Raw genomic sequence first — 15,633 nt, 5'->3', positions numbered from 1 at the left:
CCCTAAATCTGTTTCTCAACCTGCTGGCAGATCGTTTCAGCCAGCAGGTGAGTCCTGAGGTTTCTTGCAATAATATCCTCGGCCAATTTTCCTTTCGAGACCACTTCCAGCCAGTGTTCAATCATAGCGTTAAATCCTTTACTTGCCAGCATCGGCGTCCAGTCGGGCAGGCGAACCAACTGTTCCCGACTGGCTTTTTGAAGGACTCCAGTATGAAAACTATCAAACAGGTACGACTGGTTTTCATAACACAAAGTGATCCGCTCATTGGTAATTCCATTCAACCGATTCATAGAAGCCTGTATCAAAGTACTTCCTGCCTGCCATTGAATATCAAGCCTGTTAAGGCCGAAATTAGACATCTGTTCTGATATCAATAGGTCTTCCGGTTTAACACCTGCAGATTGATTCACACTATCCAGTGGGTGAATCAAGTCATCAAAAACAAATGTTCGCGGAGCCCCTGGCAGGTTATGTCTATTTTTTTCCCAGCGGAAATAGAGTAAAGGTGATTCTTTGGACTCCTGTAACAGGGGTTCTTTTAAAATTGGAAGATAGCGTCTATTAAAACCAACAAAAAGGGGCTGCCTGACACTTTCGGCTAAGTCATGCAGTCTTTCGCAGTCGCCGAAGTCAGTGGACAAGGGCTTATCCACAAACACGGGAATACTGTTTTTAAGAAAGTAGCTGGCTATGTCCACATGGGTTGAGGTGGCACTGTGGATCATGACAGCATCAACACCCATATTCAGAAGCTGTTTATAATCGCAACAAAAGTCATTTACCCGGTATTTCTTTGCAAGCTCACTAAGAACCTGACGGCTTCGGGTACAGAAAACAGCTTCAACAGAAGGAAATTCCGTAAGAATTGGCAAGTATGCCTTCTGTGCAATATCTCCCAGACCGATCAAACCAATTCTCATTACTTTCTCTCATTTCTTTAGCCGCTACATTACTTCTCACCCCAGAAAGGGGGAGAAGTGATGTTACTAAATAAGAGAAGAAAGACAAAAATTACAACTAGCGGACTAAAGCAAAAACCAACTGATCTATAAACTGCTCATCCTTATAAACGTGTTTTCTCATCACGCCTTCAAGCTCAAAACCACACTTTTCCAAAACTCGACGGGACCCCTCATTGCGAGCCTGAACATCTGCAAAAATTCGAACAAGCCCCATTTCATCAAATGCATACTGACAAACATAGGACAGAGCACCGGTCATAATCCCTTTACCCCAGTGTTCCTCTGAAACCCAAAAGCCGATCTCTGCCCCGAAGCGATGAACATCCAACTGAACCACAAAACCAATCTCTCCGATAGCCTCACCACCAAAATCAATGGCAAACCGGGTTTTGGTCTCATGCTCTTTTACATGTTGCACCCAGGCTCTGGCATGTTCGATCGTATAGGGATGCGGAAAAGTATCCCGAAGATTTTTCGCAATTTTAGCGTTATTACCATGCTTGGCCAAAGAGATGGCATCCCCATAAAGGAACCTTCTGAGGCAGTAACCATTACCCAGGTCTATATGCATATCATTATCCTGATAGTCAGCTATCAGGTAAAACATCGGCAAAAGCGATACAGGCTTTATTTATATATCTATAGCCCAACCATATCGTTTAAAACGCCTAGCAATATCCAATCAAGCTGAAGTGTTAAGATTATCTATTCCATTTAGCAGGCTTGATTTATTAATTAAGGAAGAAAAGATGAAAGCCCCAAACACCTTTGGCAGGAATTATAATACTCAATATGAACTTTTCCTTTAAAAGACACCTGATAGAATTATTCTTTTTTTAAATTAAAAATAAAATTTCGATTTCATTTAATAGAAAGCCAAAGAAAAAAATCCATTTTTTATAGGACATAACCATGCGTCACATTACTAAACCCATGATTTTAAATCATTTACATCAGGTGAAAAAAACACCTATAGTATTGTTTCCACCTGATCCGCTAATTATTGTTTACAAACAACTTCCCTACCCTGCACCCATACTTTTATGATGTTCTGCCTGTTAGTGGTCGATATAATTTTTTCCAGAATATCCGAAGCACTATCCAACGCTTGCCATATTTTCAAATCACAGTCCTGAATATTGGCATCCACCAGAACCGCGTCAAAACTGAAACCTCTTCGAAACACCCCTATATTCTTATCAAGTGCTTTTCCACCGCCGGTTGTCGCCATCCAGAATGCTTCAAGGAATGAAATTCTCGTCTTCGCCTCTCCTCGCTCACCTGCTGCCAGTTTTGTCGAGGTGCCCTCTTCCCTAACCCGGGAGTGAGTGACCGCATCAAAGCAAGACCGCAACATTGAAGGTGTCACACTGGCCGCCACATCGCTGCCCAAACCGCAGTGTAATCCTCTGTTGAGCAGTTCTCGAGTTTCCATAGCTGCATTGGCAAAGTACATATTCGACAAAGGGCAGTGAGCAATACTGGCACCATAATCCTGTATTTTGATAACATCCTGTTCAGTCAGAAAAATCGAGTGAGCGAGAATGGTTTTTCTACCCAGCAAGCCAGTTTTTTCATAAACAGAAATATCCGTTTCACCGTATTTTTGCTGGCTATACTCTCTCGCCCAGTCACTTTCGGAGCAGTGAGTCTGCACATAACAGTTATTATTGGTGGCAAACTGTCCTAACTCTTTGAGAAGACCTTCTGTGCAGCTGGGTATAAATCGTGGCGTAACCACGGATGAAATCAATCCATGATTGCCCGACATCGTTGAAACATACTGATGAAACGCTTCGGTTTCATAGAGGCTCTTTTCAACGCTCTGGCGATAATAATCAGGGCATTGCTCAACATCATCCATACAGACTTTACCAACAAAAGCCCGTTGCCCTTTTTCCAGGCAGGTATCTGCAAGTACCCTCGTTGGCTCAAGATGAATACTGGAGAAATAAACGGCACTGGTTGTACCACTACTTAAGGTAGACTGGACCAGATCATCATAAACACGTTTGGCAAACTCCAGATCTTGATATTTAGCTTCCAGTGGAAATGTATAATTCGCCAGCCAGTTATACAGGGGAAGATCCAGCCCCTTACCCATTTGAGGCCACTGTGGGGCATGGCAATGCAAATCAATCAACCCCGGTATAAGGTATTGCTTCTCCTTTAACCTGACCAGACGGTTTTCTCTCTCAAGCACCTCCATAATATCACTGACTGCATATTCATCAGGCTTTAGAAGAGAATCAATCTCACCGTCAGTATTGATGGTAATCAGTACATTCTCTAGAAATTCAAACTCTCCAAGAACCGGGCAATGAAAAGCATTTCCCAATATGCCGAAAAGAATATCATCGTGATTCATTACTAAACCTGTGGGCCAATTAGATTCGAAGGAAGCCATATAAAAAATGAGCGTGATTCATAAAGAAACCACGCCCATTCAATTAATCAACAATAAGTAGCTGACCATATGGAATCGAATATTTCTGGGTGAGTGGACAGTTACTATGCAAGGCACAATGGCGGGAGCATAGCCGTAGCTATATGACCAAAGTTGTAACGCTGAAGAGTGATTGACCACTTACTCAGAAAGTATGATGCCATATGGTTAGTTACACATCACGTAGAGATCAGGATTTTTCATCCATTTGATCAACGGTATCCAACGCCAGAGTGATCATATCATTCAGAGTCGTGCGACGCTCATCCGCTCCCAGGGCCTCATGGCGCAGAATATGATCAGTGACGGTGCAAATAGTCAGTGCTTTGGCTCCCAGTGCTGCAGCAACACCATAAAGTGCAGCCGCTTCCATCTCAACACCCAGAATTCCATGACTGGCCATCAGTGGATACAGGTCCTCATCCGGGCGGTAGAACAGGTCAGAAGAAAACAGGTTGCCCACTTTAACCGATAAACCTTTCTGTTCCGCTTGCTCAACCGCTGTACGCAGGAGAGAGAAGTCAGCCAACGCAGCAAAGTCATGATCCCTTAAGCGGATACGGTTGACTTTGGAGTCAGTGCTGGCTCCCATGCCAATGACCAGATCCATCAATTTTACATCGTCATGAATTGCACCACAGCTGCCGATACGTATCAGGTTTTTCACTGCATAAACAGTAATCAGCTCATGAAAATAAATAGAGGCAGATGGTATACCCATACCATGTCCCATGACAGACACCGGCTTGCCTTTATAGGTTCCGGTAAAACCCAGCATACCTCTGACGTTGGTCACTTCTCTGGCATCATCCAGATAGTTTTCAGCGATAAACTTGGCTCGAAGCGGGTCCCCCGGCATCAGAATAGTTTCTGCAAAATCGCCTGGCTTCGCATTAATGTGTGCAGTACTCACGGATTCAAACTCCAACGATACAACTGTCTATGTCAGGGTCACAAATCTGCCGGTCAACTCCCCCTGAGGTTTATAGGTCCGGCAGGTTTCAATTATTGATTAACCGCCAAGTCCGATCAGCAATCCGGCAATAGTGCCACTCATCAAGTTGGCAAGTACCGACGCCAGCAGTGTTTTCATTGCCAGCGCATTCATCTCTTTTCTGCGGCCAGGAACAAGACCACCCAGACCACCCACCACCATGGCAACGGAGCCAATGTTGGCAAAGCCACAGAGTGCAAAAGTAACAATGGCTTGAGTCTTGGGAGAGAGTTCTGCTGCAACCTTCACAAAGTCGATATAGGCAACAAACTCATTAATGATGATTTTCTGGCCAATAAAAGAGGCTGCCTGAGTAGCTTCACTCCAGGGCACCCCCATAACAAAGGCCAGAGGTGACAAGAGATAGCCCAGAATGCTCTGCACCGTAATGCCGTCAAAACCAATCAAGCCACCCAGCCCACCAACAATACCGTTGACCAGAGCCACCATGGCAACAAATGAGATCAACAACGCCGTCACACAGGCGACCTGCTGCAGACCAACCATGGAGCCTTGGGTAATAGCATCCAGAATGGATTCAGGCTTCTCATCAGACTGGTCGATCACATCATTGACGTTATTGGCTGGTTCAGCGGTTTCCGGGCAAATCAGCTTCGCAAACAATAACCCTGCCGGAGCCGTCATAAAGCAGGCGGTCAGAATATATTTGATATCGATGCCCAGATTGATGTAACCGATCATGGTACCGCCCGCTACGGAAGCAAGCCCCCCCGTCATCACCGCAAATAGCTCAGAGCGGGTCATGCCCTGAACAAAAGGTCTAACCATGGAGGGTGCTTCAATAGGACCCACAAAAATATTCGCCGTTGCTGAGAGAGATTCTGCCCGGCTGGTACCAAGAAGCTTATGCAGTACACCGCCAATTACGTTAATGACCGCCTGCATAATGTTTAAATAATAAAGAACTGAGATTAATGCACTGATAAAAACAACGACAAACAGGACATTAATTACAAAAACAAAACCGACTTCAAATCTGGCCAGATCACCAAAAACAAAAGCCAGGCCATCATTGGCAAAGTTAATAACACTTTGCACACCACTGGATGCAACTTGTAATACTGTCTGACCTGCGGGGACATACATAACAAATGCACCGAACGCAATTTGAATAAGTAATGCACCCAAAACAGTCCGTACATTTATCGCTTTTCGATTTTCCGAAAAAAGTATCGCAATCCCGATAAGCATTGCCATACCAAACAGGCTCATGAAGATACCCATGAGTGCCCCCTAACAATAAACAAGAAAAATGATGCCCACAGTTTTCAATGAAAACCGCTCAAGAAATAAGGCTGGCCTTAATTGCCCCTATCTTTATTCAACAGAGGCTTCGTAAAAAAGGACAATTGTCCTGTTGAATGCGTTTTTTGTTAAAACTTGATCATTTTTTGATTCATGTCTGTATTTCTGAAAAAGCATGCTCCGGATTGATAAGTTTGAAACTATTTCCATGCTTCTCCAGCACACCTTCATCAATAAGACTCTTTAAAACTCTCCGGTACGCTCGGGAAGAGGTTCCCAAACTCTCAGCCTCAATGTCCTGAGCAACCGTAAAAGCACCGTGATCGGCCGCATCGGACAGGTCAACCAGTCTTTTAAGCGCATTGAATCGAAGGCCATAGAGAATATTCTCCATCGCTCTGGTCACCGTCGTGTGATACCGGTTTGACATCAGTGCGAGAAAATCCAGAGCAAGATCGGGCATTTTTACCAAAGCACCCAGAACTTTCTCACGGGTAAGCTGATAACCAACAACGGGATTAACGGCAACAACACTGAGCATATGGGTTCCTGAGCCGCTGAATAGCTCCATTTCCCCCAACACCCCGAAATAATTTTCTTCCTGACCGAGGGTATACTTTCTCCCGGATGCTGAGACATACTGCACCTTAATATCAGCACCCGAGACAACGACCAGAGCATTGGCCTCCCCCCCCTGAAAACAGATGACCTGACCCGCAGCATATCGAACCGGCCTTCCTCCAGGTACTGTCAATAAACGATGATATATTTTTGTATCAAAATCCCGGAGCACACCGCCTCCCAAAAAAGATAAATAGCTCTATTCTTTCTACTCAGTATTGAATTCAGCTTTCTTAGAGAGCTATTCAGGGATGATAGTGGAGCTCGTAAACAAGAAAGAAAAAACGAGTATGAAAATCGGAATCTAAAGAGGTATGCCAGCATTATGCCAGCAGGTCATTAGTTCGCTAGCGGTAATGAACGCAGCAACATCGACATTTATGAAAACATGCCGTGGAAATAGATTGCTACTGGATACAGTATTAAGTAAAAATCGAAGCCAGACTCAATAGACTGGGATCTGTATTTTCTCAGCGAAGGAATTATCCTTTGATCAACTGAGAATAATATTCTGGATAAAAAATAATTGGATGAGAGTTTTAACGGCTGCCTATAGCAGCCTCTATGTAAGGATTCACATAAAATAAGCCAGCAATTTTCAACTCGTTTCAAGCTTTTTATAAAGAGCCCCCAGCACATCCCACTTATGCATTGTCCACTCTGGCGAAAGAAGATACTGTCGCTCACCTGACCCCGTCAGCCTGTGAAACAATAATCCTTCTGGTGAGCGTAGAATCATTTTTGCCAGCACATCCGTATAGGATTCCATCGTTAACTCACGAACCTCTCCCTTACGCCACTGTCGAGCCATTTGAGTGCCTTTAACAATGTGGAGCGGGTGTATTTTAATGGCATCAACCCCAAGCTCAATGACACGATCAAAGCTCACCAGCGAGTCCTCAGGATCTTCTCCAGGCAGCCCTACAATCAGATGAGTACACAGCTTAAGGCCATATTTTTTTGCCCTGATTACTGCATCCTCATAATCGCTATAGCTATGCCCACGGTTGATCTGTTCAAGGGTGTGATCAAAGCTTGACTGAAGGCCCAGCTCCAACCAAACCTCATAACCTTGATCCTGATAGCCTGACAGCAGTTTAAGAACCGGATCCGGCACACAGTCAGGGCGCGTACCAACAGCAAGACCTATCACACCTGGCTGGGCCAGCGCCTCATCATAATAGCGCTTGAGATCTTCAAGAGAACCATAGGTATTACTGTAGGACTGAAAGTAGGCAATGAATTTTTTGGCCCCGGTACGGGCCCCAACCTTTTCCTGAGCCTGCCGGATCTGTTCAGAAATATCACCGGCTTTCGTACTGCCTGGACTGAAAGAGGCATTATTACAAAATGTACAGCCACCAATACCTTTACTGCCGTCTCGGTTTGGACAGGTAAATGATGCATTCACCGAAACTTTGTGCACTTTTTCCCCGTACTTCTGCCGAAGATAACGGCCAAAAGTATTCACGAAGCGGGTCATGTCCATAGAGAGTCATTTCATAATAAAAAATCGCTACAACATACCGGCTGTCTGTATGTTCGCCTATAGGGAATTCAACGCATGACCTAATGGCCAATGCTTAATCGAACGCTCTCATATTAGAGTCTGTTGACAAAATTCCAAACCCAGCGGGGCGCATAGCCTGATTCGTAAAGCTGTATTCCACAAGGCGAACTGGTGCAGGTGTAGTGGCTCTACATTGAAACCAGTTCAACGAAGCAGGAAAGCGGCTTTACGAACCACACAACGGCCTAAGCCAGAATGCTTCTACCGTTGTTGCAAGAACTTGAAAGGCACCAGTATTCCTGTGCTCTTGCGCCTGGTCAGAAGCATTCTGGCTTGAACTGGGAAAGGAACCTTATGTCACAGAGCCTAAGGGTTGAAGAAGTCAGGTGGAGTGATTAAACGAGGAAGGACTTCCATGATCAAGTCATGCTCTTCAGTATAAATTAATGGTTTTCCCATCTGGATATTAACACCTGAAATGGCTATTCAGGGTGTTTTTTCATTTTTTCAAGGGCTTCCTGCACCACAGCACGGGCTTCATCCTGACAGGCCTGCATGGCATCCGGATCATCGGGTGCCACACGCCACTCGATAATTCTCTTGGCCAGTTTTCTGGCCATTACTCCAACCAAATCATCCAGATACGTTTCATCAAACATGGCTAAAGGCATAAACCTTAAATGTACTAATAGCTGCTCAGGTTTATCTGGTTCTTTCATATGTATGGCAAAATCGCCGGCGTCAGATGTGCTTTGGCTGATCGTTAACGTAAAATGCTCACCGCTCATAGTTATCTCCCGGCTGTACTAGATTCAGTTGTCGGCGGTATGGCAGGTGGCTTTATGATCAGCAGACCAGCTGTCAGCTCGTTGAACCAAATAACGATCATCAAGCAAAAACAAGAGCATCTATCTTTTTATAATCTCTATTCATAATCTAGACTGATCATTAGAAGGATTGAAAGCATTAGCGAACAATGCCGCCCGATAAAGCGACATTGACATAATACAAAAGAAGCCAGCTTGAACTGGGCAATGGAGAGCCTGAGTATGTCATTCATTACTAACAAGAATGTAGAAAACTTACCCTCTGATAACTCTGGACAGGTTGGCAACGTCAAACCTGTAGACCGTATTGATCCGATGCAATCTCAGGCATTTTCTGATCTTGTGCAAAACAAGGAAGAAAACAAGCTTGCAGAAAGCACTGCAGAAAATGGTGAAATTACACCGGAAGAGCTCCAGAAGCAGATTCGTGAAAATCTGTTTAAAAATGGCTTCAATAAAGCACTTGAAAAGGCTAAAGAAATAGCTAAAGAACTCAGAGAGGGATAACATTCTGGCTTGTTGTCATTTATTTGACAAATGGCAGACTCCTCTCCTTTTTTATTGCTTCTTATTCTAATTAAGAGCTTTCAATATAATTATAATTAAATGATGTGAATGGTCTCTGTGGGTACTTATCCCGCAGGTGATGTCAGTGCAGTACAGGGATGTGGCCAGCATGTCAGCTCAGTCTTCCAACATTATACCTCTAAGCCGAAGTGGTGATGACAAACCTCCGCAATGCTCTCTTTTTTCTGAGTTAAATCAACTGGTTCAAGCGATCATTTATCCTGAGGCCGAAAAACTGATCCCTGCTTTGTCTTCTCAACTGGAAGCACACCTGGAAGAAATCAACAATGATCAGGACATAATGCGCTGGGTAGATATCAAGAACCGTCTAAAGAAATCCGAATCATCCATCAAAAAGTGCTTTATCAATAATTTGACCAATATTGAGAATGAACATTCAAAGCAAAACGAGGGTGCATTGACGCTGGAGCTACTGGACAATGCCGAGCTTGACCATAAACTTCTCTGGTTTTCTGCAACCAAACATTTTGAGAGCAGTAATAACTCAGAGCGCATTTGCCGAATCAAACTCTGTCTTGAGTCTAAGTACCCTCTGCATGAAGGCACTTATCCGGCCATGCCGGAGCGGATATGTGAAAGCTTCTCTTCCGCTATTGAAAGCCTGCACCCAGATCATGATATTGAGCAACAGCTATTCGTCTGGTTTGCCTGTCACTTGAAAAAACCAGCTGATGAGCTTTGGCTAAAAGTCGATCAACTACTCATTGATAAAGGGCTGAAACCCAAGCAGCTATCTCCACCGGAAATATTGGAGAGAAACAGCAGTTCAAGCACTGATCAAAAACTTGTGTCTATTCCCCAATCCTACAAATCAAGACAGCCAGCCGTACATCAAGATCCCTATCCTGAAATGGAGAGCCCACAGTTTCTGGATGCCTTTGCTGACAAGTTGGTATCCCGATTAGAAGACATGCTGGCAGAAGATGAACTCATCCCAGAGGCCAAGGCCAACAGGGTGAGGGCCATTGATCTGGCCAATGTCCTCAGCACACTTCAGCTGGAGATTCTTGAGCAACAGATTTCAATAAGAAACCTTCACAACTCCGTTATTGGTGCTATGGAAATACAGGGCGTGAGCTCAAAGCTTTCACGTCACCACGAAGATCTGATCAATATGATTGGCTGGTTATTTGAGTACATACTGGAAGATCATAACCTTCCTGATGAAATCAAAAAAACGATAGCTCTTTTACAGATTCCGATCTTAAAGCAAGCCATTCTGGATGATGCATTTTTAACTGATCAGGAACATCCCGCACGCCTCTTGTTAAACACCTTAACCTCTGCTGGGATGCAGTATTGCAAAGACCCAAAACTAAGTAGCCATGTGCTGATGCTGATTGAACACACTGTTCGAACAATCGTCTCTGATCACAGTGAAAACCCGGATATATTCCAGGATTGCCTGGATGGGTTCCAATACAACCTGAATATTATCCTGCAACCTGAGCATGATGATTCGAAAAACCAAAACCACCCAATTGAAAGTAATGAACAGCCATTAGAAAACCTGAATCAAGATCAAGATCAAGATCAAGATCAAGAGAATACCATTGATTTCCAGGCTGAAATAATGCCGGAAGGAGAAACTGAACTCGAAGAAGAGATCATTCTCTCCTCTGTTAAACCAGGTATAAGTCCACAGGAAATATCACTTTCAGAAGTCAACACAGAGATGGATAAAGATCGCCTGGAACTCGAACTGACCGTGGGCAAATCAAATGAAATAACTGGTGAGCAACAAGATTACCACTCCACACTTGAACCCATCATTATTGACGAATTGCATCCGGGTCAATGGGTTGAATTCATTGGCGAGGGTGATTCTCACCGCCTCCGCTGCAAGCTCGCCCGGCTCAGTAAGGACCGGCATCGCTACATTTTTGTAAACCGCTCAGGAATGCGGGTCGCGGAGCGATCCGGAAGTGACCTCAGGAAAGGAATTGAGAATGGTTCAGTCCGGATCATGGAAGAGAACCCCATTTTTGATCGTGCCATTCAAGCTGTCATGGAGCGATTCAAAAAGCATTGATTAAAGCCCTCAGTTTTAATGGCGACTAACTATCTTATTAAACATCTGTACGGAAGGCTTTATGTTAAATCTGGAAAATTTAAATCAAGTTGTTGATGGTGACGAGACACTACTGGAAGAACTGTTATCAACCTTTTTCCAGAGTACCCGGGAAGATATCCTGAATTTAAAAACAGCGGTCAATAACCACCAAAATGCGCTTATTGTCAGTTTTGCCCATCGTATTAAAGGGGGAGCCGCTATTGTCGGAGCGGATCAATTAGCCTCACTTGCAGGAGACCTGGAGTATTCTGGACAGCAGATTGAGTCTGAGCGTTATGAACCTCTGTTTCTTAAGCTGCATGATAGCTTCAAAAGTATTGAAGCCCACTACCCCAATTTATGAGAGCGGTTCACTGGTTAGACTGAATAGTCGATATCCAACTACAACAGCAAATGCCATAAAGGGAGACTCAAAAACACCACCAAATACCTGCAACAGCATATCATCCCCCTGGCTCGTCAATAAATAACCAATCAGGGTTTGAGAAGACAGCAGAATGATCAGCAGAACTACAAAGGGTAGAAACAACAAAGACCACCTCCCCTTCGTCTGGTTAAAGCTGGCTCTGATAGCTTCCATTGGTTGTTCTTTTTTCAGGGCAACCCGATATTCCACAAACATCAGTTTATACAACAGATAAAAACCTGGTATCAGATAGAGACTCAACCCAAGCGTAACCATCACAAACACTAACAGATAACTGGTAGCCAACGGAAAATAGATGCCTGTTGATTTCATTAAACTGTCGTAAATACTTAACTTCCCTCCCTGATCACGACTCTCAATAAAGAAAATAGCCGCCCCTGTGGCAAGAGGCTCGATCAATACGGAGGTAAGCAGGTCAACAAACCCACCGCTCAGCTCTCCAGTGGTTGCAAAAGACTGATGAAGGTAGAAGCCAATAATTTCAGACGGAACCGCTGCCAACAGGAACAAGGCTGTCAAACTCAAACCATAACAAGAAAAAAAGCGTAACGATTGAACAATAGATGCCATTCAAATTTCACCAGATTAGTTAATTCACCAGGGAATCACTGAACCATCATAATTGATAAACTGGCCGCTGTTTTTCAAAGAAAGTTGCTCAATGACTTTTCGAATACCCCGGATCGAGGTCTCAGTATCTATCAGGGCATTAGCTCCACCCATATCTGTTTGTACCCAGCCCGGGTGCAAAATACCTACGCTGACCCCCTTCCCGGCAAGATCAATGGCCAGACTTTTACCCACTGCATTCAGTGCTGCTTTAGCAGAACGGTAGATATAACTGCCTCCTTTCTGATTATCACCCACACTCCCCATTTTACTGGACATCATGATAATTTTCTTATCATGGCTCTCAGCCACTTTCTCAACCAAAGCCTGAGTAACCATCATGGGCGCAACAGTATTCACCCGAAGCACCTCCATCCAGGGATCAACAGTCACTTCATCATAAGATAGCCCGGAGGGACCGTAAATACCGGCATTATTGACCAGGATATCAATAGGCTCTTCAATGACATATTGCAGATTATGAATCATTCCGGGCTGGGTAATATCAAGAGGCACCAACTCAAACTGGTAGCCCGCATTGCGTTTTAGCTCCAGAAGTTGCTGTGACTGCTCCGGAAACCGGCAGCAACCATACACTTTAGCCCCCTCTGAAAGGTATTGGCGACAAAGCTCAAGTCCAAGTCCTCGGCTCACACCAGTCACCACAACTACCTTCTGCATATGACCTCCAGTGGTATAGAAAAAGATTCTTTATAGAACTTACAACAAAATGGCCGATATTTAACCTTATAACGACATCCGTTCAACACAAGATAAGCAGCCACCTTACTTTATGGCAAAATGGCTGTATTACAACGTTACCACGGACAGGTACGTACCATGGCAAAAGACATATCCCGGACAACCATTCAGCCTACCCAGACTTCTCTGTCAGAAGAGTCTGGCATAAAGGCTAAAGCAAAAGGTAAGTTCAGGACCAAAGAGGCTCAATTTGCTGATTCACGGGTATACCATCACAAATCAGCAAAAAGCACTGAAGGCCAGAGGCTAAGCAATCGACAAGTTACCCCTCATAATCTGGATATTATTGTACAACTTGCTGAAAGGAGTGAATGGTCAGGACTCTCTTCAGCAATTCAGCAGCATTGCGATAGTCTTGTAAAACTGGACCAAACCCTATCCTTACTAGAAAAGCACAGCATTGATCTACCTGAAGATGCTCAACATACTATTGGTAACCACTTCGTTAAGCTCTATGTACTGGAAAAACTACCGGAACTCACGAAGGAACTACTGTAATGAACCTTGGGAAGATTGATAGTCTCAGTTTAATAATTCAACAAGCAGACGAACATGACAGTCTTCTTGGCGTCATGTCCAGAGTAGCTGTGGATACATTTATTCAGAAGCACTCTCTGACCAAAATTAATCGTAATCAGCTGGTCGACAAGATCACTCAAAATATCCACAACCAGATTGCAGCATTGATCTACGAGCAGGAAGAACACATAAAAAAAACTAATTCCACACTTGAGCAGGAAGTTAACTGTTCCAGAAATCAGAGAAGAATTGAACAAAAATACCTTCAGGAAAGAATTAAATCGCCTGAAAGTTCATCTTAACTCAAACCAAATAATACCAATCGTGCTTTCTAACTACCGTAATGAGCATGGAGATATGGACGTCAGAACAAGGCAGAATGACGAATAATAGCAGGGCTATTGTGAGGAATTCTAACGATGGTCTGGTGTTCATATCTCCAGCGCAATAGCGTAGTTAGAAAGTTCGATTGGTATAACAAGGGGCTTATTCAGCCCCTTGTTATTCTATCGGATTAGACCAACAGCAGAGTAATCGTTGCCAGGCTGAGAATCAGAGTCCCACCATAGCAAGCGACCTTAACACCCACTCCCGGATGAAAGCCCAAATCATGTGAACCATGATAGATACGGTGAATACAGGCCCAGTAAGAAGGCACCAGTGCCACCATCAGAGCCAGCTTGCCAATCCAGCTTTCCAGAAAGAATGCGGACATCCGTTCATAGGAAAGCGCTTCCGCCGGAATAATATCCAGAGGCACACCCAATCCAACCACAAAAATAATGGCCGGAAAGAAAAAGGCGATGGTGGTACCACCCGCACCAAACAGACTCCATAACAGAGGTTCAATATGACGCTTATTACTCATCTTCCCTCTCCCTTAAAGTCCAAACACAGAAGCTGCCAGGATAACCGCTGAACATACAGCCAAACCGACGTACATCAGCTTGTTGACCACATGATCCTTGACCATCTTACGGATCTGCTGAGGCAGAACCCGTGGCGTCATCTCAAAGTAAGTCACGGCGTGATAAATGGTCAGGCCCAGAGTCACCACACTGAACAGAATCATCAGCGGGTTAGCCTGTAAAGCCAGCCAGCTGTTCCAGGCGGCTTCACCTCGCACCAGTTGCACCAGTCCTGCGAACAGGTTCAGCGCATAAAGACCGTCAACGACACAGGAAGACTCCCGAATCATGTAATTGCGGTAATAAGGGTGATCCATATACCAGGTGCGCTTCATGGGGCGCACATAGGGACGACGACTCATCACTTGTCTCCTTTACGTGGCATCAGGAAAGAGAGCGCCCAGTCCTGGGAACCCTGCAATTTATTCTGATTGATGGCAGCAGCCGGATCGACATTCTTCGGGCAAACCTCAGAACAGTAGCCCACAAAGGTACAGGACCAGACGCCATTCTTGCCCTGAATCACTTCAGTTCGCTGCTCATAGCCATCATCACGACTATCCAGATTGTAGCGGTGACCCAGAGCAATCACTGCCGGTCCGGTGAACAATGGGTTCAAGCCCATCTGTGGACACGCGGAATAGCAGAGCATGCAGTTAATGCACATGGAGAACTGCTTGTACAGTCCCAGTTGAGCCGGTGTCTGTTTATTCACACCTTCTTCAACCGGCTTCTCCATCGCATTGATGATGTAGGGCTTCACAGACTCCAGCTTTTTGATGAAGTCTTCAGAGTCAATCACCAGATCCTTCTCAATCGGGAAGTTAGCCAGTGGTTCAACCCGGATTGTGTTCGGGTAGTAATCTCGCAGGAAGGTTTCACAGCCCAGCTTCGGCGTACCGTTAATCACCATGCCACAGCTACCACACACTGCCATACGACAGGACCAGCGATAGGCCAGTGTTGAATCCAGCTCGTCCTTGATGTGCTCAAGGGCATCCAGCATAGACCAGGCTTCGACATAAGGAATGGTAAAGGTGCCAAAGGTTGGCTTGTCATCGGTTTCCGGGTTGTAACGCAGAATCTCGATGGTTATGGTTTTATCACTCATGGCAGC

Annotated in this window: 18 protein-coding genes; 5 read left to right on the top strand and 13 right to left on the bottom strand. The window is 44.7% G+C overall.

Translation table 11 applies throughout. The annotated features are described in order from the left end of the window. Positions 1–2: 2 nt before the first annotated feature. The 8 genes from GV64_RS08335 to GV64_RS08300 form a co-directional block, all read right to left on the bottom strand. Complete coding sequence (locus tag GV64_RS08335) at positions 3–923, bottom strand: Gfo/Idh/MocA family protein (RefSeq protein WP_020580548.1); 921 nt, start codon at positions 921–923, stop codon at positions 3–5. Between the two features lie 97 nt (positions 924–1,020). Beyond that, on the bottom strand, positions 1,021–1,536 hold the full coding sequence (locus tag GV64_RS08330; RefSeq protein WP_026257971.1) for a GNAT family N-acetyltransferase: 516 nt from the start codon (positions 1,534–1,536) through the stop codon (positions 1,021–1,023). Positions 1,537–1,965: 429 nt separating this feature from the next. Beyond that, positions 1,966–3,333: a guanine deaminase gene (gene guaD / locus GV64_RS08325; protein ID WP_020580550.1), complete on the bottom strand. Its 1,368-nt coding sequence runs from the start codon at positions 3,331–3,333 to the stop codon at positions 1,966–1,968. Between the two features lie 268 nt (positions 3,334–3,601). Next, on the bottom strand, positions 3,602–4,324 hold the full coding sequence (gene deoD, locus GV64_RS08320) for a purine-nucleoside phosphorylase (RefSeq protein WP_026257972.1): 723 nt from the start codon (positions 4,322–4,324) through the stop codon (positions 3,602–3,604). 99 nt (positions 4,325–4,423) lie between these two features. Next, positions 4,424–5,650 carry a NupC/NupG family nucleoside CNT transporter gene (locus GV64_RS08315; protein ID WP_020580552.1) on the bottom strand — a complete coding sequence of 409 codons (1,227 nt, stop codon included), beginning with the start codon at positions 5,648–5,650 and terminating at the stop codon, positions 4,424–4,426. Positions 5,651–5,822: 172 nt separating this feature from the next. Next, positions 5,823–6,464, bottom strand: a complete 642-nt coding sequence (locus GV64_RS08310) for a Crp/Fnr family transcriptional regulator (RefSeq protein ID WP_157236870.1) — start codon at positions 6,462–6,464, stop codon at positions 5,823–5,825. Between the two features lie 426 nt (positions 6,465–6,890). Beyond that, complete coding sequence (locus GV64_RS08305; protein WP_020580554.1) at positions 6,891–7,781, bottom strand: TIGR01212 family radical SAM protein; 891 nt, start codon at positions 7,779–7,781, stop codon at positions 6,891–6,893. 503 nt (positions 7,782–8,284) lie between these two features. Then, positions 8,285–8,590 (bottom strand): hypothetical protein, encoded by a 306-nt coding sequence (locus tag GV64_RS08300; protein ID WP_020580555.1) that lies wholly within the window; start codon positions 8,588–8,590, stop codon positions 8,285–8,287. 261 nt (positions 8,591–8,851) lie between these two features. Here GV64_RS08300 and GV64_RS08295 point away from each other — a divergent pair, with 261 nt between their 5' ends. The 3 genes from GV64_RS08295 (at position 8,852) to GV64_RS08285 (ending at position 11,634) form a co-directional block, all read left to right on the top strand. Continuing rightward, a complete protein-coding gene (locus GV64_RS08295) occupies positions 8,852–9,136 on the top strand; it encodes a hypothetical protein (protein ID WP_020580556.1) in 285 nt (94 codons plus the stop codon). 145 nt (positions 9,137–9,281) lie between these two features. Then, positions 9,282–11,249 (top strand): DUF1631 family protein, encoded by a 1,968-nt coding sequence (locus GV64_RS08290; protein WP_160171778.1) that lies wholly within the window; start codon positions 9,282–9,284, stop codon positions 11,247–11,249. Positions 11,250–11,310: 61 nt separating this feature from the next. Further along, a complete protein-coding gene (locus GV64_RS08285) occupies positions 11,311–11,634 on the top strand; it encodes an Hpt domain-containing protein (protein WP_020580558.1) in 324 nt (107 codons plus the stop codon). Here GV64_RS08285 and GV64_RS08280 read toward each other — a convergent pair. Next, positions 11,629–12,288, bottom strand: a complete 660-nt coding sequence (locus GV64_RS08280) for a hypothetical protein (RefSeq protein WP_020580559.1) — start codon at positions 12,286–12,288, stop codon at positions 11,629–11,631. The two genes, GV64_RS08285 and GV64_RS08280, sit on opposite strands and share 6 nt — an antisense overlap. Positions 12,289–12,312: 24 nt before the next feature. Beyond that, a complete protein-coding gene (locus GV64_RS08275) occupies positions 12,313–13,008 on the bottom strand; it encodes an SDR family oxidoreductase (protein ID WP_020580560.1) in 696 nt (231 codons plus the stop codon). Positions 13,009–13,167: 159 nt separating this feature from the next. Between GV64_RS08275 and GV64_RS08270 the strand changes: the two genes are divergently transcribed. Beyond that, the gene (locus GV64_RS08270; protein WP_020580561.1) at positions 13,168–13,587 is read left to right on the top strand and encodes a hypothetical protein; all 420 of its coding nucleotides are present in this window, start codon (positions 13,168–13,170) and stop codon (positions 13,585–13,587) included. After that, on the top strand, positions 13,587–13,910 hold the full coding sequence (locus tag GV64_RS08265) for a hypothetical protein (protein ID WP_020580562.1): 324 nt from the start codon (positions 13,587–13,589) through the stop codon (positions 13,908–13,910). The genes GV64_RS08270 and GV64_RS08265 overlap by 1 nt, the downstream gene beginning before the upstream one ends. A 212-nt stretch (positions 13,911–14,122) precedes the next feature. Here the strand turns inward: GV64_RS08265 and frdD are convergent, their stop codons facing one another. The 3 genes from frdD to GV64_RS08250 are packed head-to-tail and all read right to left on the bottom strand — an operon-like array spanning position 14,123 to position 15,627. Then, on the bottom strand, positions 14,123–14,476 hold the full coding sequence (frdD, locus tag GV64_RS08260) for a fumarate reductase subunit FrdD (protein ID WP_020580563.1): 354 nt from the start codon (positions 14,474–14,476) through the stop codon (positions 14,123–14,125). Between the two features lie 12 nt (positions 14,477–14,488). Then, positions 14,489–14,878 carry a hypothetical protein gene (locus GV64_RS08255; RefSeq protein WP_020580564.1) on the bottom strand — a complete coding sequence of 130 codons (390 nt, stop codon included), beginning with the start codon at positions 14,876–14,878 and terminating at the stop codon, positions 14,489–14,491. Beyond that, entirely contained in the window at positions 14,878–15,627 is a 750-nt protein-coding gene (locus GV64_RS08250; protein WP_026257974.1) for a succinate dehydrogenase/fumarate reductase iron-sulfur subunit, read from the bottom strand. Before GV64_RS08250 ends, GV64_RS08255 begins: the two co-directional genes overlap by 1 nt. Between the last annotated feature and the right edge of the window lie 6 nt (positions 15,628–15,633).

Origin of the sequence: Endozoicomonas elysicola (assembly GCF_000710775.1) — a bacterium.
Taxonomy (GTDB): domain Bacteria; phylum Pseudomonadota; class Gammaproteobacteria; order Pseudomonadales; family Endozoicomonadaceae; genus Endozoicomonas; species Endozoicomonas elysicola.
This window is presented reverse-complemented; position numbering and strand designations above follow the sequence as displayed.

Bases quoted from the DNA above. Each gene is read 5' to 3' on its own strand.
- GV64_RS08335 (WP_020580548.1), bottom strand. From the start codon at position 923: ATGAGAATTGGTTTGATCGGTCTGGGAGATATTGCACAGAAGGCATAC.
- GV64_RS08330 (WP_026257971.1), bottom strand. From the start codon at position 1,536: ATGCATATAGACCTGGGTAATGGTTACTGCCTCAGAAGGTTCCTTTAT.
- guaD (WP_020580550.1), bottom strand. From the start codon at position 3,333: ATGAATCACGATGATATTCTTTTCGGCATATTGGGAAATGCTTTTCAT.
- GV64_RS08315 (WP_020580552.1), bottom strand. From the start codon at position 5,650: ATGGGTATCTTCATGAGCCTGTTTGGTATGGCAATGCTTATCGGGATT.
- GV64_RS08305 (WP_020580554.1), bottom strand. From the start codon at position 7,781: ATGGACATGACCCGCTTCGTGAATACTTTTGGCCGTTATCTTCGGCAG.
- GV64_RS08300 (WP_020580555.1), bottom strand. From the start codon at position 8,590: ATGAGCGGTGAGCATTTTACGTTAACGATCAGCCAAAGCACATCTGAC.
- GV64_RS08295 (WP_020580556.1), top strand. From the start codon at position 8,852: ATGTCATTCATTACTAACAAGAATGTAGAAAACTTACCCTCTGATAAC.
- GV64_RS08285 (WP_020580558.1), top strand. From the start codon at position 11,311: ATGTTAAATCTGGAAAATTTAAATCAAGTTGTTGATGGTGACGAGACA.
- GV64_RS08280 (WP_020580559.1), bottom strand. From the start codon at position 12,288: ATGGCATCTATTGTTCAATCGTTACGCTTTTTTTCTTGTTATGGTTTG.
- GV64_RS08275 (WP_020580560.1), bottom strand. From the start codon at position 13,008: ATGCAGAAGGTAGTTGTGGTGACTGGTGTGAGCCGAGGACTTGGACTT.
- GV64_RS08270 (WP_020580561.1), top strand. From the start codon at position 13,168: ATGGCAAAAGACATATCCCGGACAACCATTCAGCCTACCCAGACTTCT.
- GV64_RS08265 (WP_020580562.1), top strand. From the start codon at position 13,587: ATGAACCTTGGGAAGATTGATAGTCTCAGTTTAATAATTCAACAAGCA.
- frdD (WP_020580563.1), bottom strand. From the start codon at position 14,476: ATGAGTAATAAGCGTCATATTGAACCTCTGTTATGGAGTCTGTTTGGT.
- GV64_RS08255 (WP_020580564.1), bottom strand. From the start codon at position 14,878: ATGAGTCGTCGTCCCTATGTGCGCCCCATGAAGCGCACCTGGTATATG.
- GV64_RS08250 (WP_026257974.1), bottom strand. From the start codon at position 15,627: ATGAGTGATAAAACCATAACCATCGAGATTCTGCGTTACAACCCGGAA.